This window comes from Dyadobacter sp. SG02 (assembly GCF_900109045.1).
In the GTDB taxonomy this organism is placed as follows: Bacteria; Bacteroidota; Bacteroidia; order Cytophagales; family Spirosomataceae; genus Dyadobacter.
In genome coordinates, this window is record NZ_FNYL01000002.1 from 525,754 (window position 1) to 551,668 (window position 25,915).

Genomic DNA, 25,915 nt, shown 5'->3' on the forward strand with positions numbered 1-25,915 from the left:
ATTGCCCAATTTTTCTGTCGAATCGAAACAATAAACCGTCAAATCTATGAAGAAAACTTTGACTGCCAAACGCTTATTGTGTCAACTCTTGATGAAGTCGTTACAACAAATCGTCCTTTTGATTGTCGTAGCCCAGCTGGCAATGGCCGGACCGCTGGCCGGTCAGAACCTGTTGGAAAAAAGAGTTACGCTAAGCCTTAACCGCGCCACGCTGGGTAGCGCATTGCAACAGCTGGAAAAAACAGCCGAGATCAAATTCTCCTACAACTCGCGCATGTTGCCGCTGAAATTCACGGTGAGCCTGAATGCCCAGAACGAACCGCTTGCTGCGGTGCTCGATAAGCTGCTATTGCCTAACAAGATCAGCTACAAGCAGGTGAGCAACCGCATTGTCCTCCGCAATCAACCGGAGGTAATCAATGCCGTAGAGCCGGTGTCCAATCCGAATGCGGCGAAATATGCGACAGTGGTCGAAGACCGGTCGCTCGTAGGGAAGGTTTCCAGTGAAAAAGGCGAAGGCTTGCCGGGGATCAATATCGTGATCAAGGGCAGCCAGCGCGGTGCCGTAACCAATGCCGACGGCAGTTACAGCCTCCTGGTACCCGATGGCCCCCAAACCGTCGTTTTCTCGTCGGTCGGCTACATTTCGCAGGAAATCGTCGTAGCCCCGGAACGTACCGCACTGGATGTTTTGCTGAAAGTGGACGAGAAAGCCCTCGAAGAAGTGGTGGTAGTGGGTTACGGAACACAAAAGAAAGTTAACCTCACGGGCTCGGTGGCGACGGTGAACGTCGATAATATGCAGAGCCGCCAGGTAAGCAACAGCCTGGCCGCATTGCAGGGCCAGGTCACGGGCCTGCGCATCAGCCAGGGTACTGGTATGCCCGGGCGCGAGAGCGTTTCGCTCACACTCCGCGGGGCGAGCTCGTGGGGTACCAACACGAGCCCGCTGGTTTTGGTAGACGGCGTGGTGGGTTCGCTGGACGTGCTGCCTATGTCGGATATCGAGAGCATTTCCGTGCTGAAAGACGCCGCTTCGGCGTCGATTTACGGGGCACGCGCTGCGAATGGGGTGATCCTCGTTACTACCAAACAAGGTAAGAAAGGCAAGCCCGCATTGACCTACAATATGTCGTTGCGCACGCAATCACCCACCGGCGTACCGAATCAGATCTGGAATTCGGGGCAGTATATGGAGCTTTTCAACAAGGCCGTAGCCCGGAATGCGGTGAGCGCCGTGCCATTCCCGCAATCGCTGATTGACAAATACAAAGATCCCAACCGGAACAAGGATATGTTCCCGGACTACAACTGGGCGGATGCGGTATGGCAATCAGCCCCGATGCAGGAGCATAATGTGGGTGTAAATGGCGGTTCCGACGCTTTTAAATACAATATGTCGGCCGGGATCATCGATCAGAAGGGCGTGCTGATGGGCCATAAATACAAGCGTTTCAATGGATTGGCCAATCTTTCGACGACGATCAACAAGTACATTACAGTGGGTACCAACGTGAGTTACATGAAAGGAAATTCGGTTTCTCCCTATTACGAGAACCAGAATTTCGTACTCATGACCATGACCCAGGCGCCTTTGGTGAAGCCCTACCTGCCCGACGGGAGCGGACGCTATACGGACAAGGCCATACCCACCGGCGTCGGCGGTACGCAGAACAACCGTAACCCGTTCTGGATCGCCAACGAAACTTACCGCGATTATGAGGATTGGCAGGCCAACGTGCAGGGCTGGCTCGATGTGAATTTCCTGCAAACCGAGAAAATGGGTTTGAAATGGAGTTCCAAATATGCCAGCCGGTTCGCCGAACAGTTCCGTAACATCTACCATTACGGTGCCGACGCGTACTATTATCTTCCTGAAAATGAATACATGGCAGGCGGTGCCAATGTGTACCAAAAAGGCACCCCGTTCGGGCCGGAAGCGTTGGGCGTGAACCAGGGCAATTTCCGTACGCTGCTGAATACCTTCTATTCGTCGGTGAACTGGAACTGGAATCCCGACCGGCAGGACATTTCGTTCATGGTCGGTTACAGCCAGGAGGAGCAGAAATACCGCTGGCTGGGTGGTACGCGCAATGTGTTTCCTGTCAAAAACATGTACGAACTCGACGGTATGGGCCCGTTGAACCAGACTACCACCGGCGGGCTCACCGAATGGGCATTCCAATCGCTTTTCGGGCGTGCTACCTATGCATTCGCCCAGAAATACCTGGTGGAAGCCAATTTCCGGTACGACGGTACCTCACGCATTTACAAGGACAGCCGCTGGGGCTTTTTCCCGTCCGCGTCGGCCGCGTGGCGGATCAGCGAGGAGGCTTTTGTCCGCGACGGCGCCAGTTGGATCGATAATCTGAAACTGCGGGCTTCGTATGGGTTGCTGGGTAATGCCAATATCAGTGAATACAAAGTCGGGAATGCCAATCTGGGTGAGTATCCCTGGCAAGACACTTATGTTTCTACAACCTATGCGTTCAATGAAGCCCTTATGCAGGGCGTTCAGCAAACGGCGTTCCGTAACCGGGGGCTAAGATGGGAAAAAACCACCGTCGCCGACATCGGCCTGGATTTCAACCTCAAAAGCGATCTGATTTACGGTACCATCGACTGGTACAACAAGCTGACGACGGGCATTCTGGCCGGCGCCATTATCCCCGCCAGTGCAGGCATGTCTGCCCCGGTGATCAATTACGGTACGCTCAGAAATTATGGTATTGAAATTGAGCTCGGGCACAAAGGCAAGTTTGGTTCGGTGGAATATGGGTTGAATGGGCAGCTTTCGGTGAACCGCAACAAGGTGATCAAGTTTCCCGCACCGGCTTACAGCGACCGCATTATCCAGGAGGGCCTGCCGTACCGCGACTACTATTTATACGAATACACCGGTCTTTTCAAATCCGAAGAGGAGCTCAAAGCCGTGGTAACACCCGGTAACCCGCAACTGGGGGATATTAAATTCAAAGACCAGAACAACGACGGCAAGATTGACGGCGACGACCGCATTCGTGTGAAAGGCGCTTATCCGGGCTTTATTTACTCGTTCGGGGGTAATGTGCGGTGGAAAAATTTCGACCTCGCCGTTTTCTTCCAGGGCGTGCAGGGTCAGAAGGTAAGGACTTATTTCTTTGGTGAAGACCCATTCTCGCAAGGCTCGTCGCCACACCCGAAATTCCTCGATGCCTACGATCCCGTTACCAATCCCGATTCGGAAGTGCCGGCCATCTATGGCTGGGGATACGCGCCCATGACCGGCGGAACGGCCCAGAATTCCACCTATTTTCTCAAAGACGCCTCGTACCTGCGCCTGAAAAACTTGCAGATCGGCTACACCATACCAACCTCCATCACGAAAAAAGTGGGTATCAGCCATTTGAAAGTATTCCTGACAGGCGATAACATCCTCACTTTCACCAAATACCCCGACCTCGATCCCGAGCGGGCGGGCGACGGCTGGCATGCGCAATATCCGCAGCTGAAAGTGTATTCGGTGGGCTTGAACCTGAAATTCTGAGGGTATAAAAAATGAGTGAATGAGTGAATGAGTGAATGATTGATTGAATGATGATTTAAAAGATATACTTGATATGAAAACTTTTCTAAACCGTATTCTTTTGCCGGCGTTGTTCGTAGCGTCGATCATGGGTTGCAGCGATGATTTTCTGGATAAAAATCCGCCGCAGGAAATCGACGCGGGGCAGTTCTGGACCTCGGAGGGCGACGTGCAAATGGGCCTGGCAGGCTGTTATGCCCGCATGAAAGGCACTTACGTGACCTGGCACCGCAGCTATTTCGATGCGGCCGCCGACAATGGGTGGGCGCAGCATTACGGCGACATCCGACTCATGCAGTCGGGTACGCTCGATCCTGCGAACTCGGGAGCGCCGAGGTCGTTGTACACCTCGTGCTATGCCGGTATAGCGGGAGTCAATATTTTTCTCAAAAACTTCACGAAAGTGGCCCTGCCGGATGCGGCCGCGAAAGTTTATGAAGCCGAAGCGCGTTTCCTGCGGGCGATGTTCTATTTCGAGCTCGTGCAGCATTGGGGTGGGGTGGTGATTTACAAGGAAGTACCTGCCGATGTGGAGCAGTTGAAGATCGCGAAGTCTACCAAAGAGGAGGTTTACAAATTCATTGACGAAGACCTGGCTTTCGCGGTGGCGAACCTTCCCGACGACGCTTACAAATCGGGACACGCCGTGAAAAGCAGCGCCCAGGCATTGCAGGCGCGCATTGCGTTGTTTCAGGGTAAATGGGATGATGTGATCGCGCTGACCTCGTCCATTATTTCCTCCAACAAATATTCGCTCGCGACCGATTTGGAGTCGCCGTTTATCAAAGGAAAAGGACAGGCATCGTGCCCGGAGATCATTTTCTCCATTAAATACATCGAAACCCGCGACGGACGCCAGTCGAGCGACGGGGGGCAGGAGGTAGAATTTTTCCGCTGGGGAGGTCTCACACCGACCAAGGACCTGATCGACGAATACGAAGCCGCCGACCTCCGACTGAAAAAGTGGTATTACTTTTCACCCAACAAAACCACATTTGAACGGGAGGACGGTTTTAAATTTCAGACGGAATTCACCGCCACGAATTACGGTTTGATCAAATTCGCCGCCATCTGGGACCCGGGCCGTTTCATCCCGAGCGAGCGCGACATCCTCACCGGCCACGATATCGTACTCTTTCGCCTTTCCGACATTTACCTCATGCATGCGGAGGCGCAAATGGAGAAAGCAGGCGGTACCACCACCGATGCCAAAGCGCTTTCCTACGTGAACGCGATCCGTGCCCGCGCAGGCGTGCCGGCGTTCACGACGCTCACCCGCGTGCTCGTACGTAAGGAGCGCCGGCGCGAGCTCGCGTTCGAGGGCCTGCGGCTGTTCGATGTGGTTCGCTGGCGCATTGGCAAGGATATCAACGACAAGCTGATCCACAGCAACATCCGGTTGAAATGGGACGATAAGTTCTATATTTGGCCGTTCTCGCAAAGCGAAATGGACATTAACAAAGCATTGGTACAAAATGAGGGATATTAAAAGTCGTATTTTCTTTCCAATCCTGCTGGCATGCGTGTGGCCGCTGGTAATCCCGGCAGCTCACGCCCAACCGGCTGCCAGGCATAACCTTCATTTCGAAAAACTGGCCAAAGTCTGGGACGAGGCGCTTCCGCTGGGCAATGGCACCGTCGGGGCGCTGATCTGGGAGCGGGAAGGCAAGCTGCGCTTCTCGCTCGACCGCGCCGATATTTGGGACATGCGCCCGATGGCCGGCCTGCATCGTGAAGAATTCAGTTACAAATGGGTGCAGGAGCAGGTCCGCAAAAAAGATTACAAGCCGGTGCAGCAGTATTTCGATGCGCCCTACGACCGCGAACCCGCGCCGTCCAAAATTCCTGCGGGTGCGTTGGAGTTTGATTTGCCGGCCGGATGGAAGGTAAAAAGGGCGGAGGTGCTGCTCGCGTCGGCCACCGCCGAAGTGGAATGGTCGAATGGGGTTTTGTTGAAAACTTTTGTCCATGCTACCGAGCCGGTTGGCTGGTTCCGGTTCGAGAATGTGCAGCAGGAATTGGCGCCGCAGCTCGTCGCGCCGCGGTATACCGGCGCGGTGAAGGAAGGCGGTACGGTGAATTCCCTCGTAGGCGACGACCTCGCGCGGCTGGGTTACAAGCAGGGTACCATTACCCCCGGTCCAGGCAGCATCACCTACCGGCAGGAGGGCTGGGGAGGCTTCACCTATGAGGTATCGGTGCGTTGGAAGCCTTTGCAAAACGGGGTAATAGAAGGCGTTTGGAGTGTTTCGTCGCATTACCCGAAAGCTGCGGACGCGACGGCCGCCAATGTGCTTGCCCAAGATGCATTGAAGCAAACCTATGCCTCGGCTATGGCCTCGCATCAGGCCTGGTGGAAGCGTTTTTGGGGCATGTCGGCCATTTCGGTACCCGATCCGCTCATAGAAAAGCAATGGTACCTCGAACAATACAAATTCGGGTCGGCCGCCCGGCGCGGGGCACCGCCCATTTCCTTGCAGGCCGTCTGGACCGCCGATAATGGCCGCATTCCACCCTGGAAAGGAGATTACCACCACGACCTCAATACCCAGCTGAGCTACTGGCCCGCATACAGCGGCAACCATCTGGAAGAAGCATTGGGCTACCTCGACCATCTCGACGAAAACAAGGAGAACTATCTCCGTTATACGAAACTGTATTTCGGCGTCGGCGGCCTGGCCGTGCCCGGCGTGACCACCCTCGACGGTACCGAAATGGGCGGCTGGATACAGTACTCGCTATCGCCCACCGTGTCGGGCTGGCTGGCGCATCATTACTACCTGCAATGGCGGTATGGTATGGACAAATCTTTTCTGAAAACGCGTGCGTACCCTTGGTTCCGGCAGGCGTGTGCCTTGTTTGAGAACATTACCGTGAAAAATGAAAAGGGTGAGCGGCATCTTCCGATCAGTTCGAGCCCGGAGATACGTGATAATCGTCTCGAAGCATGGTTCCCGGAAACGACCAATTATGACCTGGCGCTCATCAAGTTCACATTCCAGGCCGGTGCAGAGCTGGCGGAAGTACTGAATGACAAGCCGCAGGCCGAAAAATGGCGCAAACTGCTCGCCGAATTCCCGGATTTTGCACAGACGGAAAACAGCGAGCTCATGTTCGCACGGACCTTGCCCTACAATGAGTCACACCGCCATTTCTCGCATTTAATGGCCATTCACCCGCTGGGACTGATCAAATGGGAAGACGGCGAGCAATCCCGGAAGACAATTACCAACACCATCGCGCTGCTCGATAAGGTCGGTCCGGATTGGTGGTGCGGGTATTCTTACACGTGGCTTGCCAACCTGAAGGCACGCGCCAAAGACGGTGCCGGTGCAAGGGACGCGCTCGCGACGTTTGCCCGCGCATTCTGCCTGCCCAACAGCTTCCATGCCAACGGCGACCAGACGAAATCGGGGCTTTCCAAATTTACTTATCGCCCGTTTACACTCGAAGGCAACTTCGCATTTGCCTCGGGTTTGCAGGAAATGATGCTGCAAAGCTACGGAGGTGTGATCGAGGCAATGCCCGCGGTGCCGGCGGACTGGAAGGATGCCGCATTCAGTAACCTCCGTGCGGAGGGAGCGGTGCTGGTAAGCGCGAAAAGAAAAGGAGGGAAAGTCGTTGAGGTGAGTCTCACAACAGAACAAGCCGGAGCGTTTTCGGTGAAAAAAACTACCCCCGGCTTGGAGCTAACGACGTCGAAAGGTGTGCGAAAAGTGAAAGAGAATGAGCAAATTATCACATTCAATGCGCCGGCCGGAGCGAAAATAACACTGCGCCAGCCGGACTGATTGAGGTAATTATTCAACATTCTGGATATAGCTGATCAATGGTTTTGAAAGCCATGCACGGCGTACTTATGTTTTTCAGATCCTCGCTTGACGAATAACGTGCCCTTGTATTCGGTCGTGCCCCCGTCCATTTCCTGGGCGTCTTTGAGGGCCAGCGTCACATTATATTGGCCGGCGGAAAAATACATATCGAATCCCCGCGCGCTTTTGACGGTCATGGTATGGCTGAGGATCACGTTCTTGTCTCCGTCCATCAAAACAGCCTTTTTCAGCGGATCGGCGCGGAAAATGTATTGTTTTTGTGACAGGGGCACATCTTTAAGCGAAAAGAAATAGCCGGCTACCGGTTTGGCGGGTTTTTCTTCTGCGGCTGAAACGAGGAGGTTTTGAGCGATCTGGCTCATGCCGGTAAGCGGCATGATCAGGCTAATGAGTGTGAGAAATGTGAATAGTGTTTTCATAAACGTCTGAACGAAAAGTGGTTACATGTTTGAACGAGGAGCGGCCAGGACATTTTTTTGTACAAAAATCATACCCGGTTCCGACCGTCGAAAAGGATACAACTTCCGTGGATTTGTGTTAAATGCCGCCGGGCATGTTGAGTGACCTTTGTATCGTCACTTTAACAAGCAAGCAAATGAAAAAGACAATTTTGATTACAGGCGCCAGCAGCGGGATCGGTAAGGAAACTGCGAAGCTGTTCCATAACCAAGGCTGGAATGTAGTTGCAACCATGCGTAACCCGGCATCCGACACCGAACTCGCGACATTGGATAACGTGCTGGTAACCCGGCTCGATGTCCTCGATCCTGCGTCGATCGCGGCAGCGGTGAATGCCGGTATCAACGCGTACGGGTCCATAGATGTACTCGTCAACAATGCCGGCTACGGCGCTTACGGCACACTGGAATCGTTTTCGAGGGAACAGATCGTCCGGCAGTTTGACACGAATGTGATTGGCCTGCTGGACGTTACCAAAGCATTGCTCCCGCATTTTCGTCAGAACCATAATGGGGTGATTATCAACATATCATCCATTGGCGGCAAGATCACTTTTCCGCTCGGAGCGCTCTACCACGGGACTAAATTTGCCGTCGAAGGCATTTCGGAATCGCTGAGTTTCGAAGTAGAGCAGTTTGGCGGAAGAGTGAAGATCGTGGAACCGGGCGCCATCGCCACCGACTTCTCGGGCCGGTCGCTGGATTTCAGCCACGACGAGGCGCTGACCGAATACCAGCCGCTCGTCGGGACGTTTCTGGCGGGCGTGAACGACATGTTCAGCAATGCATCGCCGGCGACGGTAGTGGCGGAGGTAATCTACCGGGCAGCGACCGACGGCACCGACCAGCTGCGCTACACCGCGGGCGACGACGCGCGGGAGATCATCGCCACTCGCGGACAGCTGGACGACGACTCCTTCATTGGCGCGATAAAAAAACAGTTTGCATAGTAAACCCGAGAGCCATTGTACCCGCAATGGCTCTATCTTTATTCATCCAATCCAGGAACCATGAATCAAATCATCCAGCTGCGCACCGTCAGCGACATTTTTACATTCTTCCGGCTCGCCGACGACGCACGGCACCCGCTCGTAACGGTAGTCGATTTTACGCGCGTGAAAGACCACGTGATTGAAAATGTGCGCGTATCCGCCGATTTTTACGCCATTATTTTTAAGCATTATCCTAAAAACAATATCCGGTACGGCCGCAAACCGGTCGACTTCCAGGACGGCAGCCTCATATGCATGGCGCCGGGGCAGGTGCTCGAAATGGATAGCGACACCGAAGGAACATTCAACAAAGGATGGGGACTGTTTTTTCACCCCGATCTGATCCGCGGCACGTCCCTGGCTGACAAGATGAAGGGGTACAGCTTCTTTTCCTACGAAACCTCGGAAGCATTGCATTTGTCGGAAAAGGAGCGGCAGGCGCTTTTCGAATGCATTTCGAAGATCGATACCGAGCTGGACGAGAATATCGACCGGCACAGCCAGTCGATCATCGTGTCGACGATCGAGTTGTTCCTCAGTTATTGCTCGCGGTTCTACGAAAGGCAGTTTATCACACGAAAAACCTCGAACAGCTTCGTGGTAGGGCAAGTGGAGCGGGCATTGGCTGCTTATTTTGGCGACGGCGACCTGAGCCAGAAGGGCCTGCCCACGGTGAAGCACCTCGCCGAATCGGTGAACCTGTCGCCCGGCTACCTCAGCGACCTCTTAAAACGCGAAACCGGCAAAAATACCCAGGATCACATTCACTTCTACCTGGTGGAGGAAGCGAAGAATATACTGCTGGGTACCGACAAGTCCGTCGGCGAAATCGCCTATTCCCTGGGCTTCGAGTACCCGCAGTATTTCAATAAGCTTTTCAAGAGAAAGACCGGCAAGACGCCTGTCCAGTTTCGGAGTTTGAACTAGATTTTTTTGTATTTAAAATTTTTTCTCTTTCACTTTACCTGTGAAAAATATCCGGGTAATGGCTGGTGAACCCACAGATGAAGTAACATACTGGAAGGAACTCCTTTCGGGCAATAAAGAGGCTTATGCTGCGATCTACGGGCTGCATGTGAAGGCCATGTACCGCTACGGGATGAGCCTGGTATCCATTTCGGAGGAATTTGTGCTCGACTGCATCCACGACGTGTTTGCCGAGATCTGGATCAAGCGAGACCGGCTCAGCGTGCCCGACAATATCCGTTCCTACCTGTTTGTGGCATTGAAAAACAGGCTGTTGCATTTGCTCAAACGCCAGGAGCGCCCGCATATGTTCGTGCCGCAAGAGCATTTAGACGACCTGTGGTTCGAGTCTTCGGCGGAAGACATTCTGACCCAAAAAGAAGAATCGGCCAGCAGGGAAGAAATGCTTAACCGCCTGGTGGCCCAGCTTCCGCCACGCCAGCAGGAGGCGATACGGCTCCGGTTTGTCGAAAACATGGATTATCATGAAATAGGGCAGGTGCTGGAAGTCAATACCCAGTCGGCCATAACCTGGTATTCCGGGCGATGGAAAAACTACGTGGCTGGCTGCTGGCGGCACTTTTCATTTTTCAATATGCTCCCTTTTGGAAATAATATTTTGTAACTCCCGGTAGTTTTAAAATTTTTTTAAAAATTTATCCAACCTGCCGAGTATGAAAATGACCGTTCTGTTATCTAACTGTAAAACAATCTTGCAGTGGACAACACATACGAACATTTTGGAACAGTAGACTTCGTCACGGACGATCGGTTTCTCCAACACCAACTGGCTCCCTCGGCGGATTCGGCGGCGTTTTGGGAAGCCTACCTCCGCATTTATCCCCACAAAAATCCGGAATGGCAGCAAGCCGCGGAACTGCTGAACGCAGTGCTGATCGGGCTGACGAGCTATTCGAGAACGTATCTGTCCGAAGAAGAGGAAGCACGCCTGCTCGACAGGATCCTGCGCACGACGGAGGCGCATGATGGTACGCACACACACGCGCCGGTGAAGCCGCTCCGCCCGGATACAGTTTGGTACCGGAGGTCCGCCTCCGCGGTCGCGGCGGTCGTCGCACTGGCGGTCATTGCCACGGGTTACCTGATCTGGCGGCCCCAAAATACCCCCAAAGCATATTATGCCGAAACCATTTCCGCATTGGAAAACACTTCCAAAGTGACCCGGCACACCAATAAATCGGCAGAACCGGAGCTCTATTACCTGCCCGATAGCTCGTCGGTCATGCTCGCGCCGCACAGCGAAGTCAGTTTCACTTCCGCGTATAACCAGGATAACCGGAGCGTGTATTTGTCGGGAAAAGCTACACTGGATGTGCTCCCGAATGCAGGCAAGCCGTTTTATGTGTATGCCAATGAAGTGGTCACCAAAGTATTGGGTACCAAATTCGAAGTGGTGGCTTTCGACGACGGCTCGGACGTTACTGTGAAGGTTTTGAATGGTAAAGTAACTGTCTATCAGAACAATGTGAGGAATAACGGGGCAAATGCCGCACCCAAGCAGTCGGCCGTTCTGTTGCTGCCGAACCAGCTCGTGGTGTTCGACCGGAAGGCGGAGCTGTTCGACAAACGCCTGGTGGAAAACCCGGTATCGCTGCCGGGTGTAAAGTCGCTGCCCAGATTCGAATATGAGGACGGCTATGCAGTACGGTTTTTTGAGGATATTAAAAAAGCATACGGGGTAAATGTCGTCTACAACCCCGAACTGCTGGAAAATTGCCAGTTTTCGGCATCGTTTTCGGACGAAAGCCTGCCCGAGAAGCTGGATGTGGTTTGCAAGACCATCGGCGCGTCGTACGAGATCATCGATGCCCAGGTAGTGATCACCACCACGGGATGTAAACCATAACGCTATAAATATTTTTGCCTAACCTGATCCTTTAACCCCCATACCCCCTCTGTCATGATGAGAACATAACTACGATCCCATACTTCTTAAGCAACGCGGCCAATGATGCTTGCTCCATCATTGGCCTGTGTTAATCCTTAGCATCCCGGAGAGGTTGTAAGGATTGCTATTGTCCGAATTTTCCAAACGAACAACTCATTCAAAAGTATGAAACAAGCAAGACATTTACTATTCCAATGTATGAAAATATCGTTGGTTCAGGCGTTACTGGCGTTTGTGTTTATGGGGGTTTCCTGGGCTAATGATCTGTCGGCGCAGGAGCTGTTGAGCCGGCGGGTGAGCCTGAGCCTGACGGAGGTCAAGCTCAGGCCCGCACTGAAAGAACTCGAAAAGATCGCCGATGTGAAGTTCTCCTACACGCCGCAGATCGGCCAGTCGCAGCATGTGGTTACGCTCAAAGTGACCAACGCGCCGCTGGGTTATCTGCTCGACAAGCTTTTCCAACCCATGAACATCCGATACGAGCTGAGCGGGAAGCACATTATCCTCTCGCGCATCCCCGCGGCGCCCACGCCCGTGAAAGTGGAAGTGAACGAGGCGCAGCTGATCAACCTGGCGCCGGTGAAGGGAAAGGTCGTCGACGAGACCGGCGTGCCGCTCCCGGGCGTCAGCATTCTGCTCAAAGGCACAACTACGGGGACGCTTACCAACGCGGAAGGCGAGTTTTCTTTCGATGTACCGGGCGGCGACGGCATTCTGGTATTCAGTTTTGTAGGATTTGTATCCAAAGAAGTGCCCATTGGCGGGAGAACGTTCCTGGACGTTAAACTCGAACCGCTGGCCAGCGCGCTGAACGAGGTGGTGGTCGTGGGATATGGTTCGCAGAAGAAGGTTTCCATGACCGGTGCCGTGAGTACGGTGTCGTCCGAGGCGATCAGAAACGTGCCTACCGCCAACATTACCAACGCATTGGCCGGTCGTGTGGCGGGTTTGTTCGCAACCCAGAAAAGTGGTGCGCCGGGCTCGGGAAGTACGCTGATCATCCGGGGTAAAAGCACATTCAATTCCACGGACCCTATTTATGTGATCGACGGTATCGTGCGGACGCCGGGTGATTTCGAGGCGCTCAGTCCCACGGAAGTCGAGAATATCTCGGTATTGAAAGACGCCACTTCGGCGGCGGTGTACGGTGCGCGCTCGGCCAACGGGGTAATCCTCGTGACCACCAGGCGCGGTACCGCGGATGCGCCTACCTTCACGTACAGCGCGTATGTGGGCAAGGAAACGCCCAGCAAGGTGCCCGAGCGCATGAATGCCTATGAGCACGCCCTGTACCGAAATAATGTAGCCCGGTTCAACAACAGGCCCATTACCGATCCTTCCTATTATACCCAGGACGAAATCGATTATTTCAAAAACAACAATGTCAATTACGACTGGTTCAAAGGCGCCTGGCAGGACCCGGTTTTCACCCAGCATAACCTGAGCGTTTCGGGCGGGAGTGAAAAGGTGAAGTACTTTTCCAGCCTGGGTTACAATTTCCAGGATGGCGGTTTCAAAAACCTGAAATACGACCGTTTCAACCTCCGCTCCAATGTGGATGCCAAAATCGCCAAAGGGCTGAATATGGCGTTGATGGTCGATGCCAGCCTTCAAAAACGCGACCGGCCCTACTGGCCCTACGACGGCGGCGACGACGACAGGATGTATGACCTATACCGCGGATTGCTGAACAAACCGTCGTTCATGCCCTGGAAAATAGGGGACAAGTACGTCCGCGCATTCCAGCAATGGAACCCGATCGGCCTGATCGAGAACGCCGGTTTCAGGAGCATTAAAAAGAATACATTCAACGGTATCCTGAAACTCGATTACGCCATCCCGCACATCGACGGCCTGAAAGCGAATGTGTCTTTCAACTACCGCAAATACTACGATTACGACAAAACCGTCCGCAAAAAATACCCGGTTTCGGAATTCAAAACCACCGGCGGGCATAACCACCTGCTGACGGAAGAAGTAACGAACAGCCTCCTGCTCGGCGACTGGGAGAACAGCGCCTACGCATCTTTCAACGAGGTGAATTCCTACCAGCTCAATGCGGGATTGCAATACGAAAAGACCTTCAACGAAAAGCATTTCCTCACCATCATGGGGATGTACGAGCAGGCGGAAGGCACGGGTAACTATCTCTACGGCATGCGCAACAAGCTGTTGACGCCTACGATCGAGCAGCTTTTTATCGGTAATGCAGCCGCCGAGAACCAGAGTGCGACGGGTAACGCTACGGAAACGGGAAGATTGGGCTACATTGGCCGTGTGACGTATTCCTACAATGAAAAGTACCTGTTCGAAGCCAACTTCCGTTCGGACGCATCCCTGAAATTTGCGCCGGAAGGCCGCTGGGGCTTCTTTCCATCGGTGTCGGCAGGCTGGCGGTTGTCGGAGGAGTCGTTTGTAAAAAACAATTTCAAAAACATCGATAACCTGAAACTCCGGGCTTCCTATGGTTTGCTGGGTAATGACGGTGGCGTAAATGTGGCGGAATATGGTTACCAGGATATCTTTTCGGTGGCGGGTGGTGCCGTATTCGGTTCCGCAACTTCCGGGATTGCGCCGGGTGCATTGCCGAATTACAACATTACCTGGGAAAAAACGCGCATTACCGACATCGGTCTCGAAGGCTCGCTGTTGAGAGGGTTGCTGAGTTTCGAATTGGATTATTTCAGAAAATACACTTACGATATTCTGGGTTCCAGGGTGATTTCAATCCCCAATACTTTCGGGGCTACGCTTCCCAAGGAGAACTACGGTATCGTGAGCAATCAGGGGATCGAAATCGTGGCGCGGCACGATCATACCCTGAAAAACGGCTTGCAGTATTTTTTGGGCGGTAATTTCAGTTTTGCAAGAAACAAGGTGAAACAGCAGGATTATGCGGCAGGCGCATTCGATTACCAGATTCCGACCGGGCGCCCGATAGGCTATTTGTCGGGTTATGAAGCCGCAGGCATCGCCCGCACCCAGGCCGACCTCGAAAACCTGCCCAAATGGGGTACCTACGAATGGTCGCTCGGCGATGTGATCCTGAAAGACCAGAATGGCGACGGTACCATCGATTCGAAGGATATGGTGGTGTTGTCTAGGCAGGGCGTGACGCCGGAAATTATGTACGGCATTACCACCGGCGGCCGCTGGAAAGGTTTTGACCTGAATGTGTTGTTCCAGGGCGTGGCGAACCGGAAGTTGATATTCCCCAACCGGAGCGACCTTTGGGACGAGCAGGCGGTGTTGAAAATCTGGACGGATTCCTGGTCTCCCGAAAACCCGAATGCGAAATACCCGCGTGTGGGCGGCATCGGCGCGAGCAGCTACGGGGCCAGCAGGGAGGCCTCGTCATTCTGGTTGATGAATGGTAACTACATCCGGTTGAAGAACGTCGAACTCGGCTACTCGTTGCCGAAAGCGCTGACCAACAAGTTGGGTATCGGTGCATTACGTATATATGTATCCGGTGCTAACCTACTGACGCTCGATAAAATCAAGGTTTCCGACCCCGAGGCGATCGAAGGGGCCTACGGAGTGTACCAGTACCCGATCATGAAAAGTTACAATGCAGGATTGTCCCTCAGGTTCTGATCCGGCGGGCAGGTTATTTCAGTTGATCCAAGATTTTAGATAAATATGAGAAAGAAAACATATCAATACCTGTGCGCAATCATGCTGGCGTCTTCTTTGGGGCTGATGTCCTGCGAGGATGTGCTCGACAAAAAGAACCTGTCGGCCATTACCGAGCAGGATGTCTGGAAGGACCCTACGCTGGCTACGGCATTCGTGAACAACGTGTACCTCTCCGTTCCTTCGTGGGATGTGTCGTTGGCCGATGCGACGGACGAAGCCTCACGCAGTAATCCCTGGATTTCGGGTACCACCACGATCGATAATGTCCTGAACGGGGGAATGCCGGGCTACTGGCCCTATGCCGATATCCGTAAAATGAACCTGTTTTTGCAGGAAATCGATAAGCCGTCGAGTACCATCGACCAGGCGACCAAAACGCAGCTGAAAGGCCAGGTGCGGTTTATCCGGGCATTCGTGTATTTCGAAATGATCAAACGCTACGGCGGCGTGCCGCTCGTCACCACCGCCCAGGAACGCGGGGACGACCTGCTCGTACCGCGTAACTCGACGAAAGAATGCTTCGATTTCGTGCTATCCGAGCTGAATACCGCGGCAGGCGAATTGCCGGAATCCTATCCGGCGGCCGATCTGGGGCGCGTGACCAAAGGCGCGGCATTGGCGATGAAGGGGCGTGTGCTGTTGTTCCGCGCGAGCCCGCAGTTCAACCCCACCAACAACGCGGCGCACTGGCAGGCGGCTTACGATGCCAACAAGGAGGCCATCACCTATTTGTCGTCCAGGGGCGCCGGGTTGATCGATACGTACAACAATGCGGCACTGTTCCTGGCCGAGATGAACAAGGAGGTGATCTTCGCGATCCGCTTCCTGAACCCCGCCGGACGCACGCAGAACCGCGACGCGGCCGTACGGCCGATCGATTTCACGGCCAATGCAACGGGCGGCTGCCATCCTACGCAGGAGCTCGTGGATGCATTCCCCTTGAAAAGCGGCAAAAAGACGGCCTGGAACGATCCGCAATATGCAGGTGACGTGACCAAAAGCTGGAAGGACCGCGATAACCGGTTCTACACCACGGTGGTTTACAATGGCGCGTCGTATTTGGGTAAAACCATGGAGCTGAATGCGGACGCTTCCGGCAACGGCTATTCCTATGGCAAACAGAATGGTACCCTCACGGGCTACTATTCGCGGAAGGCCATCGACGAGTCGCTGGACATTACCAACTCGCAGATCTCGGGAACGGATTACATCGAAATGCGCTATGCCGAAGTGCTGATGAACTACGCCGAAGCCGCCGTGGAGCTGAACAAGCTGCCCGAGGCATTCGACGTGCTCCAACAGATCCGTAAGCGTGCAGGTATTAACGAAACCACGCCGGGCGATGCTTCCCTGGCAGGAAAGCTGTACGGACTGAACCCCGGCATGACGCAGGCCGAAATGCGTCAGGCGATCCGGGACGAGCGTTACATCGAGTTTGCATTCGAGCAGAAACGGCTCTGGGATTTGCGCAGGTGGCGGCTAATGCACCTCAAAATGACGGGTAACAACAAACGTCACGCGATGATCCTCAACACAGACGCTTCCAGGCCGGGCGGTTTCACCTACACGCTCTACGACCGCGACAACGCGCCGATGGTGTACAACGAAAACATGTATTTCCTGCCATTGAATACGACTACCATTCAGGGCAATGCCAATTTGAAACAAACCAAAGGCTGGGGCGACGGTACTTTCGACCCGCTGGAAGGTATGTAAGGTTTAACGGGTGCCCCACGGAAGTTGCCGCCGGGGCACCCTATTTTTTCACCCACTTTTCCTGAACACATAATGAGAGGAATTCTCGCGGGAATGTTCCTTTGCGTTACCACATGGTCCTTCGCGCAGGAACTGGTTATTCAAAATGACAGGATACAACGTGTATTGTCCTACGACGGGCAGGTCTGGCGGACGACGCGCCTTGCGGATGTTTCCGGTAAAATCGCATTAATCACCCGGAGCGATGAGTTTCATATCCTTCCCATGCAGGCGGGCGAGGGATTCACGGTCAGCGATTTCGTTGCGGATGGCCAGCCGGCCCGTTCACATTCGGCTGATACCAGCTTTCTCAGCATTTCCTACCGGCCCAAACCGGCGATCGCAGGCAAGCCCGCCGTGCCGGAAAAGCTGCGCATTACCTATTTTGCCGTCAAAGGGCAGGCACATATCCGCAAAAAGCTGGTACTGGTATACGCCGGTCCGGCGGCCGGCGGCCCGGCGCCCGGCGTTCCGGCGGCCGGCGGACCGGCGCCCGTTGATCGTCTGGAAGTGGAGCGCTTCGTTACGGAAAAGCCAGCCGCAGGCGGGGGCAGGGGAGAGCCCGTTTTTATCGGAAATAAATGGTTCGCCGGCCTCGAATATCCGGGCGGGTACAGCCGCCATACCGACGGCAATACCCCTGCCGACTACGCAAGGCATTACGAGAAAGTGGGAAATTACAGTTTCATCGACCTCGAAGGAAAGGATATCGAGCCTGCCGCAAAGGCCGGTATGGTGCGGCTGATGCATTTCCCGGGTTACGCGGCTACGGCGGATTCGGTTAGATTTAGTATTCAAAGCAAAACTTCCGTGTTCGGATTTGCCGGAAATGGCGCTTCCGTTCAGCATGCATTTATGCAGTACCTGGCTACTGTTTGGAAAGCGCCGCGGTCGTTTTTACATTATAACAATTGGTTTGAACCCCGGGCCAAGGACCTGAGCGGCAATGCGCTGGTCGATATTTACAGGGAATTCCGTGCCGCTACGGAGCCTTACGGCGTGAAGCTCGACGCCATGGTGGTCGATAACGGCTGGCAGGACCGGAAATCGGTATGGCAGCCGTTGCCCAAATTTTTCCCGAACGGCTGGGCGGACGTCAAAACTCTCACCGGTAAACTCCAAAAAGAGGGCGTCGATTTCGGCTTCTGGCTATCGTTGAACGGGTACGTCAATGATATCGACTGGGGCATTCGCAACGGTTACCATGAGGCTATTCCTAACTCCTATTTCAAACAATTCGGGCGGTATTACAGCCTGTCGTCACCCGCGTACAAGCGCGAACTGCTTGGGCAGGTGCCGTTTATCGTAAAAGAAACGGGCGCAGTTTATTACAAACATGATTTCAACCAGCTCAGCGACACCGGCGAGGGCAACGGTCACCCGGCCACGGACCGGCACGGGCACGAAGCCAACCTGGATGCGGCCATTGAAGTATTGCTGGCCACGCGGAAAGTAAAGCCGGATATTTTGCAAAACCTGACAAACTGGGTCTGGTTTTCGCCCTGGTGGCTCATGTATAGCGACTACCTGTGGATGCTCGCCGGCGACGACGGTACCAATGGCAACACACCCGAAATCTCCACCCGCGCCATGGCCACTACCGATCGCGACACGTTCATCTGGCGCATGTGGGGCAATGCTGCCGACCGCCCGCTCGTGCCTGTTTCCCGCCTCATGACCCACGGCATCATCAAAAGCTCCGACGGCCGGATGGAAAGCAAGGAGGACGATTTGCAGGACTGGCTGGAACATGTGCTCATGCATTACGGCCGGGGTACCCTGCTGAAAGAATGGTACATTACCCCCTCCGCCCTGAAACCCGATGAATGGAAAGCGCTTTGCACCGTTGATAATTGGGCAAAAGAGAACCGCGCAATGCTCAACAATAACGTGTATGTGGGCGGCAGGCCCGACGAAGGCCACGCGTACGGGTACATGGGCTGGCACCGGGAAAATGGCGTCCTCATAGCCCGCAACCCCGGAGCGGAAACGCAGAAACTGGTCATTCCTTTTGATGAAAGCATTGGTTTTTACCAAAAGAAGGGAGAAAACTACGCCGCAACCGTGCTGTTTCCCTATCAGGATTCCTATCCGGCTGCATTTCAATCGGGTGGAAAGATAGAAGTCGAGCTGCCGGGCTATGCTACCATGGCATTTTCTTTCAACAAAGGAAAATCAATGGCGGCCGCCAGGCCTTCCGGCAAGATCGTTTGGAATACTACTGACAAACCTACCGGCGGCACGGAAACGACCCTGACTGTGCCCAACGACATCGCCGACCGCTGCGACCTGCTGCTGATCGGCTACCCGGATATTCCTTTGATTAAAATAAACGGAGCCACTGTTTCACCTCGCAGGAGTTCGAAATCGAGCATTAATCAATTCGCCAGCTATGCCAAAGCAGGCATGATCAGCGAAAAGGCCCGGCCGTGGAATATGCACGCTTTCGACCTGCGGGCGTACAAAGGCCAGCGTATCACTATTTCCTATGATAAGAAAACTGGTTTTGAAAGTCATCTGCTTGTTGAACGCCGGACCGCCGGCCGCCGGATCGCCGGCCGCCGGACCGCCGAGCGTCGGACCGCCGAGCGTCGGAAAGTACAGGCGTCTGCATTGAAACCGGCAGGCAAGAACCTGCTATGGCCGATCAACAATGGTACCCGGCGCGAAACGGTGCGGCTTTATGTTGGGAAAGGTTTATAGTATTTTTGAAAAAAGAACCTCGCCATTAGCGCATTGCGGGAGAAACATCTGGCCAAAATCTTTTAAATAGCCCTTAATCAATTCTTAATTACCTTTTATGAAATACCTTTTTTTAGCACTCGGCCTGCTCAGTTTTACCGTCAAAGGGCAAATGACCGGATCGCCGGGCGCGGGTGCGCCGGCCGCCGGTGCCACGGCCGCCGATAGCGATTGGCTCATCAAGTCAGGACCGGCCAAAGCGCGCATCGAACAATCGCCTGATGGTAAGGATATTGTGCTGTCTAATGGCCTGGTGAGAAGGGCGTTCCGCCTCAAACCCGACCTGGCGTGCATCGAGTACAAGAATCTGACGAACGGCCAGCAACTGCTCCGCGCGGTGAAACCCGAAGCGAGGGTCGTACTGAATGGTGTCGCTTATAATGTGGGAGGTTTGTACGGACAAAAGGAGAATGCTTACCTGTTGCCACAATGGATCGACCAGCTGAAAGTGTCAGACAGCGCCTTTCATTATATCGACCATAAAATCTCGAAAATAGAACCCTATCTGCAATGGAAAACCGCCATGTGGGCCGGAAACAAACAGAATGCGACCGGAAGTGAAGTAACATTCCGTTTCGGCTCGTCGCTTCCTGCGCTTGCGGGTGTGGATGTATACGTGCATTACGCGATTTTTGACGGCATCCCATTGGTTTCCAAATGGGTAACTATCGAAAATAAAAGCAGTAAAGACGTTGCCGTCGACCAGGTAGTGAACGAGATCCTGGCCGTGACCGAAGAGGAGAGTGCCGTGGTAGGCAAGCCGGAAGAAATGGCCAAGCCCAATGGATTGTACATTGAAAACAACTTCGCATTCAACAACGCCATGCGCTACGGGCTGAGCGACCAGGCGACGCATTGGAAGGTGGATAAAGCCTATACTTCGCAGGTCAATTACGATTACCAGACGCCCTGCCTCCTCGAAGTGCATCCGAAAGTACCGGTGGGCACACGCCTTAAAGCGGGCGGAAACCTGGAATCGATCCGTACCTACGAGTTGCTGATGGACAGCTATGATCGCGAGCGTAAGGGAATGGCGGTCCGTAAAATGTACCGGACGATTGCGCCCTGGACGACGATCAACCCGATTTTCATGCATTTGGTGAGCAAAAACGACGAGCAGGTGCGCACGGCGATCGACCAATGCGCGGCGACGGGTTATGAGGCATTGATCCTCAGCTTCGGAAGCCATTGCAATATGGAGGACGTTTCGCCCGAAAACCTCAAAAAATGGAAAGACCTGGCCGATTATGCCCACAGCAAGAAGGTACTGATCGGCAGCTATTCGCTTTTCAGTTCGCGGAAGATCAGTGAAGAGGATGATGTGATCAATCCTAAAACCGGTAAAACAGGCGGCGCCTTCTTCGGCAATGCGCCCTGCCTCGGCAGCAAATGGGGCCTCGCTTATATCGATAAGCTGAAAAAGTTCATGGGCCACACCGGTTTCGATATTTTCGAAAACGACGGGCCGTACCCGGGCGACGTTTGTGCCTCTACCTCGCACCCCGGGCACGAGGGCCTGGCCGATTCGCAATGGAAGCAAATGGCGCTGCAAAAAGGCCTTTACCATTGGTGCGCCGAAAATGGTATTTACGTGAATGCGCCCGACTGGTATTTCCTCGATGGTACCAATAAAGTGGGTCTCGGCTACCGGGAGGTGAACTTTTCGCTCTCGCGCGAGCAGCAGAAAATCCTGAACCGGCAAAATATCTACGACGCCACCTGGAACGAAACACCCTCGATGGTATGGGGCTTCGTGCCGCTCACCAAATACCAGGGCGGCGGACCGGAGGCAGTGCTGGAACCGCTCTCGGAGCACCTGGACGCTTATGAGCAGTTGATGATGCAATACTATGGCGCCGGCGTGCAGGCATGCTATCGCGGCCCGCGCCTGTACGATACCGAGGAGACGAAAAAGACGGTCAGCCATGTGATCAGCTGGTATAAAAAGTACCGCGATATCCTCAATTCGGACATTATCCACCTCCGCCGCGCCGACGGTCGCGATTGGGACGGCATTATGCACGTCAATCCCGGGCTACCGGTGAAAGGGCTGGTAATGCTGTACAACCCGACGGGCGAGAAGATGATCAGGAATGTGAAACTGCCGGTGTACTATACTGGTAAGGACCAAACGGTGAAGATCCGCGTGAAAGAAGGCGCGGCGCAATCGTACAAAGTGGGCCGGAACTACGAGGTCGACTACAAAGTGGAAATCCCCGCGGAAAGTTATACCTGGCTGGTGATGGAATAAGGAGGTATCTACACATCCCCGGACTACGCGTCCCGGACTACCATTAAAAACAAAACCGGTACGTCCGGGGCGTCCGGTCGGGTTATACTTTTGGAGAAAAAACAACCCGATGTATAACCTGATCCAACGAATTGTACAGCAAGACCATTTGCATGCCCGCTGGCTGAATACGCTGTCATATCTGGAAAATGCCGGTGCCAGGAAGATATCCGCTTGCGAGCACAACACGCTGGTGGAGATCATCCAGCTGAAACACGCCGCCGAGGAACACAGGCATGCCTATATTTTAAAAAAACAGATTGCAAAACTGGCGCCCGCGGACTGCCCGGACTATTCGGATACCTACCTTTTTGCTTCGGTAGCAACGCGGCAATACCTCGCCATGCTGGATATTCAATGCAGCAGGTATATTAAAAATGTGTTCCAATTAAAGGGCGCCCAGCTTCGTTATGCGGCTTACCTGTTCGTGACCTATCTCATCGAGGTTCGGGCTGACGAGTTGTACCCCATTTACCAGCGTGCGCTTTCGGCTGCCTCGCATCGTGTTACGGTCAAGTCGATTATCGCCGAGGAGGAAGGCCATTTGGAAGAAATGACCGCGCAGCTGAGCCGGTTTTCGGAGGATTGGCAGACGCATGCCCACCTATTGCAGGCAATGGAGCAGGGGCTGTTCAACCAATGGCTGGGTTGCCTGGAAAGCGAGCTCGCCCATGCATGACGACGTGCTGGCCCATCTGTCGCATGCGCTTACCGACCGGCAGGAACAGGGAATCCTGCGGAAGCTCCGGACGAGGCAGCCGGGCGTCGATTTTTATTCCAACGATTACCTCGGCCTGGCATCCTGCAATGCCTGCCACGAAATGCTCCTGGCTTCATTGGCCGACAATCCCCAATGGCTCCGCGGTGCTACGGGCTCGCGGCTGGTGAGCGGTAACTCGGCTTTCATAGTATCCGTCGAGGATTTTATCGCGAATGAACATCAAACCGAGCGGGCGCTGCTGTTCCCGTCGGGGTATATGGCCAATCTGGCGTTGTTTTCCTGTCTGCCTAAAAGGAATGATACCATCCTGCTCGACGAGTTCGTGCATCGTTCGGTATTGGATGGTTGCCGACTTTCACCTGGAAAGAAAATGCGATTTCAGCATAATGACCTGGACCATTTGGAAAACCGGCTTGCCAAAACGCCGGGCAAATGCTGGATCGCGGTGGAGAGCCTGTATTCAATGGAAGGCGATTTTGCGCCACTCGGAGAGCTGGTACGGTTGGCGGAGCGTTTCGGGGCTTCCCTGGTCGTGGATGAAGCGCACGCCATGGGCGTGTTCGGACACGGGCTCGTGTGCGACGCGCAGTTGCAGGAGCGCGTATTCGCGACCGTGGTCACGTACGGGAAGGCGATGGGCGCGCACGGGGCGGCTATATTGAGCAACCAAACAGTCGTGGATTACCTGGTGAACTTCGCGGCACCTTTCATTTACACCACCGGCCAGCCCGATTTGTTCGCGGCGACGATCAGGAATAATTATGAATTCCTGAAAATGAACCCGGGCCTGCGCGAAGTTCTGCAAAACCGGATTACCTGCTTTTCCGCAGCCGGACTACCGACATTATCGGCTACCGCCAGCCCGATCCAATCTATTCCATTTCCCGGCGCTGACCGGCTGACGGCAGCGAGGGAAATGCTCGAAAGCCAATCGCTGTTTGCGTTCGCGGTCCGGTCGCCAACTGTTAAAGCCGGTTCCGAGCGCTTGCGGGTGAGCCTCCACGCTTTCAATACCCCTGCGGAAATCCGCCAACTTACCGACCTGTTAAAAGAATTCCATGACACCGAATAGAACCACTTTGTTTGTGACAGGCATTGGAACGGATGTGGGCAAAACAATCTGCTCCGCCGTGCTGATGGAATGGCTGAAAGCCGACTACTGGAAGCCCGTACAGGCGGGAGGGCTGAGCCATACCGACAGAAAAGCGGTTGCCGAACTGACCAGCCGGAGCATTGTTACGCACCCGGAAGCCATTCGCCTGAAACTGCCTGCCTCACCGCACAAAGCCGCCCGAAAGGAGCGTAAAAGCATTACCGTCGACGATTTGGTACTCCCGGAAACAAGGAATAACCTGATCATCGAAGGCGCTGGTGGCCTGTATGTGCCTATCAACGAGCAACTTTGCATGATCGACTGGATCGAAAGCCTTGGCGTTGAGGTCGCATTGGTCGTGCGGAACTACTTGGGCTGCATTAATCACACCCTGCTATCGATTCAGGCCCTCAAACAGCGGTCTATTCCATTGAAATACCTTATTTTCAACGGGCCTTTCGATGAAGATACCCGGCGCGTCATCCTTTCCTACCCGGATGTTCAGGCGACGGTCCTGACGATCCCGGATTTCAAAACTTTAAATGCCGAAAGCATTGCCCGCGCCGCCCGCCGGTTGCGCAGGGAGCACGGCAATCCTGTTCCATCATGAATACGCAAAACCTTACCTGGGCGCAACGCGACAGTGCCGTAAACTGGCATCCGTTTACAGCCATAAAAACAGCAGGCGAAGCCGTGGCCATCACACACGGCGAAGGCGCCTATTTGTATGATGAAAACGGCAAGCGCTACATCGACGCCATCTCGTCGTGGTGGGTGAACCTGCACGGCCATGCCCACCCGTACATCGCCGGGCAGGTATCGGAGCAGTTGCGTACGCTCGAACACGTTATTTTCGCGGGCTTCACGCATCCATCGGCGGTAGCGCTTTCCGAAGCATTGCTAACCGTTCTGCCTGACAACCAAAGCAAAGTTTTCTACTCCGACAACGGCTCCACAGCCGTAGAAGTAGCACTCAAAATGAGTTTGCAATACGCCTACAACCGGGGCGAAAAGAAGACTAAAATCCTCGCATTCAAGCTCGGGTACCACGGTGACACGTTCGGGGCAATGGCCGTGAGCGGCCGCAGCGGCTGGACGGAACCCTTCGCCGAACTCCTCTTCGATGTCATTCATATCGACCTGCCCACAGCGGACAACCTGCGGGAAATTCGGACGGTCATCGACGAGCATGCCGATCAGATCGCCTGTTTTGTGTACGAGCCGCTGGTACTGGGCGCGGGCGGGATGGTGATGTACGAGGCCGCACACCTGGACGCGCTGCTGCGCCATTGTCGCTCGAAGGGTATCCTGCTCGTTCAGGACGAAATATTCGTCGGTTTCGGGCGCACGGGGCGCATGTTCGCCGCCGACCATCTCAGCGAAAAGCCGGATATGATGTGTCTTTCCAAAGGGTTGACCGGCGGTACCATGCCGCTGGGCGTCACTACTTGTACAGACGCGGTCCATCAGGCATTTTGTACGGACAACGTATACGGGACATTGTTTCACGGACATTCATTCACGGCCAATCCGCTCGCATGCCGGGCGGCGCTCGCGAGTTTGCATTTGCTCAAAAGTGAAGAAACGCGGGCGTCCATTGCCAGAATTTGTAACCGGCACGCCGCATTTCGGGCGCGGGTAGCGACGCACGCGACGATCAATAGTGTTCGTCAATGCGGGACGATCCTCGCCATGAACATGGGGGCCGACGGGGCGGATTCTTATTTTCGGAATCAATACCGCGCTGTTTTTAAGGCATTACTGCAAAAAGGCATTCTGCTTCGGCCGCTTGGCAATGTGCTGTACCTGGTTCCTCCGTATTGCATCAGTGATGATGATCTGCGATACATCTATGATGCGATAATTGAAGTTTTGGAGTAAAGCAGGCCAAACGCATGAGACCTGGTGTAAAATCGGCCCGAAGCGCCTGATAAAGCGCTCCGGGCGAGGTT

At 54.2% G+C, this 25,915-nt stretch carries 16 protein-coding genes; 15 read left to right on the top strand and 1 reads right to left on the bottom strand.

Annotation, left to right across the window (positions count from 1 at the left end):
* Positions 1 to 46 precede the first annotated feature (46 nt).
* The 3 genes from BMW93_RS05815 (at position 47) to BMW93_RS05825 (ending at position 7,356) form a co-directional block, all read left to right on the top strand.
* On the top strand, positions 47 to 3,526 hold the full coding sequence (locus BMW93_RS05815; protein WP_090374252.1) for a TonB-dependent receptor: 3,480 nt from the start codon (positions 47 to 49) through the stop codon (positions 3,524 to 3,526).
* Between the two features lie 73 nt (positions 3,527 to 3,599).
* Entirely contained in the window at positions 3,600 to 5,054 is a 1,455-nt protein-coding gene (locus BMW93_RS05820) for a RagB/SusD family nutrient uptake outer membrane protein (RefSeq protein WP_090374253.1), read from the top strand.
* Entirely contained in the window at positions 5,041 to 7,356 is a 2,316-nt protein-coding gene (locus tag BMW93_RS05825) for a glycosyl hydrolase family 95 catalytic domain-containing protein (RefSeq protein WP_090374254.1), read from the top strand. Before BMW93_RS05820 ends, BMW93_RS05825 begins: the two co-directional genes overlap by 14 nt.
* A gap of 35 nt (positions 7,357 to 7,391) precedes the next feature.
* On the opposite strand, the gene BMW93_RS05830 is transcribed toward BMW93_RS05825, so the two are convergent.
* Positions 7,392 to 7,817 (bottom strand): hypothetical protein, encoded by a 426-nt coding sequence (locus BMW93_RS05830; RefSeq protein WP_090374255.1) that lies wholly within the window; start codon positions 7,815 to 7,817, stop codon positions 7,392 to 7,394.
* Between the two features lie 176 nt (positions 7,818 to 7,993).
* On the opposite strand from BMW93_RS05830, the gene BMW93_RS05835 reads away from it, so the two are divergent.
* From BMW93_RS05835 to bioA, 12 genes are all read left to right on the top strand, one after another.
* Positions 7,994 to 8,806 carry an SDR family oxidoreductase gene (locus BMW93_RS05835; protein WP_090374256.1) on the top strand — a complete coding sequence of 271 codons (813 nt, stop codon included), beginning with the start codon at positions 7,994 to 7,996 and terminating at the stop codon, positions 8,804 to 8,806.
* A gap of 60 nt (positions 8,807 to 8,866) precedes the next feature.
* Complete coding sequence (locus BMW93_RS05840) at positions 8,867 to 9,775, top strand: AraC family transcriptional regulator (protein ID WP_090374257.1); 909 nt, start codon at positions 8,867 to 8,869, stop codon at positions 9,773 to 9,775.
* Between the two features lie 58 nt (positions 9,776 to 9,833).
* The gene (locus BMW93_RS05845) at positions 9,834 to 10,439 is read left to right on the top strand and encodes an RNA polymerase sigma factor (RefSeq protein ID WP_229240220.1); all 606 of its coding nucleotides are present in this window, start codon (positions 9,834 to 9,836) and stop codon (positions 10,437 to 10,439) included.
* A 93-nt stretch (positions 10,440 to 10,532) separates the two neighbouring features.
* Entirely contained in the window at positions 10,533 to 11,681 is a 1,149-nt protein-coding gene (locus BMW93_RS05850; RefSeq protein ID WP_090374258.1) for a FecR family protein, read from the top strand.
* A gap of 240 nt (positions 11,682 to 11,921) precedes the next feature.
* On the top strand, positions 11,922 to 15,320 hold the full coding sequence (locus BMW93_RS05855; protein WP_177194021.1) for a TonB-dependent receptor: 3,399 nt from the start codon (positions 11,922 to 11,924) through the stop codon (positions 15,318 to 15,320).
* A 45-nt stretch (positions 15,321 to 15,365) separates the two neighbouring features.
* Entirely contained in the window at positions 15,366 to 17,078 is a 1,713-nt protein-coding gene (locus tag BMW93_RS05860; protein ID WP_218147664.1) for a RagB/SusD family nutrient uptake outer membrane protein, read from the top strand.
* A 72-nt stretch (positions 17,079 to 17,150) separates the two neighbouring features.
* On the top strand, positions 17,151 to 19,820 hold the full coding sequence (locus BMW93_RS05865; RefSeq protein ID WP_143061602.1) for a hypothetical protein: 2,670 nt from the start codon (positions 17,151 to 17,153) through the stop codon (positions 19,818 to 19,820).
* A gap of 97 nt (positions 19,821 to 19,917) precedes the next feature.
* The gene (locus BMW93_RS05870; protein ID WP_090374262.1) at positions 19,918 to 22,110 is read left to right on the top strand and encodes an alpha-galactosidase; all 2,193 of its coding nucleotides are present in this window, start codon (positions 19,918 to 19,920) and stop codon (positions 22,108 to 22,110) included.
* A 109-nt stretch (positions 22,111 to 22,219) separates the two neighbouring features.
* On the top strand, positions 22,220 to 22,828 hold the full coding sequence (locus BMW93_RS05875) for a hypothetical protein (RefSeq protein WP_090374263.1): 609 nt from the start codon (positions 22,220 to 22,222) through the stop codon (positions 22,826 to 22,828).
* Entirely contained in the window at positions 22,821 to 23,942 is a 1,122-nt protein-coding gene (locus BMW93_RS05880) for an aminotransferase class I/II-fold pyridoxal phosphate-dependent enzyme (protein WP_090374264.1), read from the top strand. Before BMW93_RS05875 ends, BMW93_RS05880 begins: the two co-directional genes overlap by 8 nt.
* Entirely contained in the window at positions 23,929 to 24,573 is a 645-nt protein-coding gene (gene bioD, locus BMW93_RS05885; RefSeq protein ID WP_090374265.1) for a dethiobiotin synthase, read from the top strand. Before BMW93_RS05880 ends, bioD begins: the two co-directional genes overlap by 14 nt.
* A complete protein-coding gene (gene bioA, locus BMW93_RS05890; protein ID WP_090374266.1) occupies positions 24,570 to 25,844 on the top strand; it encodes an adenosylmethionine--8-amino-7-oxononanoate transaminase in 1,275 nt (424 codons plus the stop codon). Before bioD ends, bioA begins: the two co-directional genes overlap by 4 nt.
* Positions 25,845 to 25,915 lie beyond the last annotated feature (71 nt).

Bases quoted from the DNA above. Each gene is read 5' to 3' on its own strand.
- BMW93_RS05830 (WP_090374255.1), bottom strand. From the start codon at position 7,817: ATGAAAACACTATTCACATTTCTCACACTCATTAGCCTGATCATGCCG.
- BMW93_RS05870 (WP_090374262.1), top strand. From the start codon at position 19,918: ATGAAATACCTTTTTTTAGCACTCGGCCTGCTCAGTTTTACCGTCAAA.
- BMW93_RS05825 (WP_090374254.1), top strand. From the start codon at position 5,041: ATGAGGGATATTAAAAGTCGTATTTTCTTTCCAATCCTGCTGGCATGC.
- BMW93_RS05840 (WP_090374257.1), top strand. From the start codon at position 8,867: ATGAATCAAATCATCCAGCTGCGCACCGTCAGCGACATTTTTACATTC.
- BMW93_RS05820 (WP_090374253.1), top strand. From the start codon at position 3,600: ATGAAAACTTTTCTAAACCGTATTCTTTTGCCGGCGTTGTTCGTAGCG.
- bioD (WP_090374265.1), top strand. From the start codon at position 23,929: ATGACACCGAATAGAACCACTTTGTTTGTGACAGGCATTGGAACGGAT.
- BMW93_RS05815 (WP_090374252.1), top strand. From the start codon at position 47: ATGAAGAAAACTTTGACTGCCAAACGCTTATTGTGTCAACTCTTGATG.
- BMW93_RS05860 (WP_218147664.1), top strand. From the start codon at position 15,366: ATGAGAAAGAAAACATATCAATACCTGTGCGCAATCATGCTGGCGTCT.
- BMW93_RS05880 (WP_090374264.1), top strand. From the start codon at position 22,821: ATGCATGACGACGTGCTGGCCCATCTGTCGCATGCGCTTACCGACCGG.
- bioA (WP_090374266.1), top strand. From the start codon at position 24,570: ATGAATACGCAAAACCTTACCTGGGCGCAACGCGACAGTGCCGTAAAC.
- BMW93_RS05875 (WP_090374263.1), top strand. From the start codon at position 22,220: ATGTATAACCTGATCCAACGAATTGTACAGCAAGACCATTTGCATGCC.
- BMW93_RS05865 (WP_143061602.1), top strand. From the start codon at position 17,151: ATGAGAGGAATTCTCGCGGGAATGTTCCTTTGCGTTACCACATGGTCC.
- BMW93_RS05855 (WP_177194021.1), top strand. From the start codon at position 11,922: ATGAAAATATCGTTGGTTCAGGCGTTACTGGCGTTTGTGTTTATGGGG.
- BMW93_RS05835 (WP_090374256.1), top strand. From the start codon at position 7,994: ATGAAAAAGACAATTTTGATTACAGGCGCCAGCAGCGGGATCGGTAAG.
- BMW93_RS05845 (WP_229240220.1), top strand. From the start codon at position 9,834: ATGGCTGGTGAACCCACAGATGAAGTAACATACTGGAAGGAACTCCTT.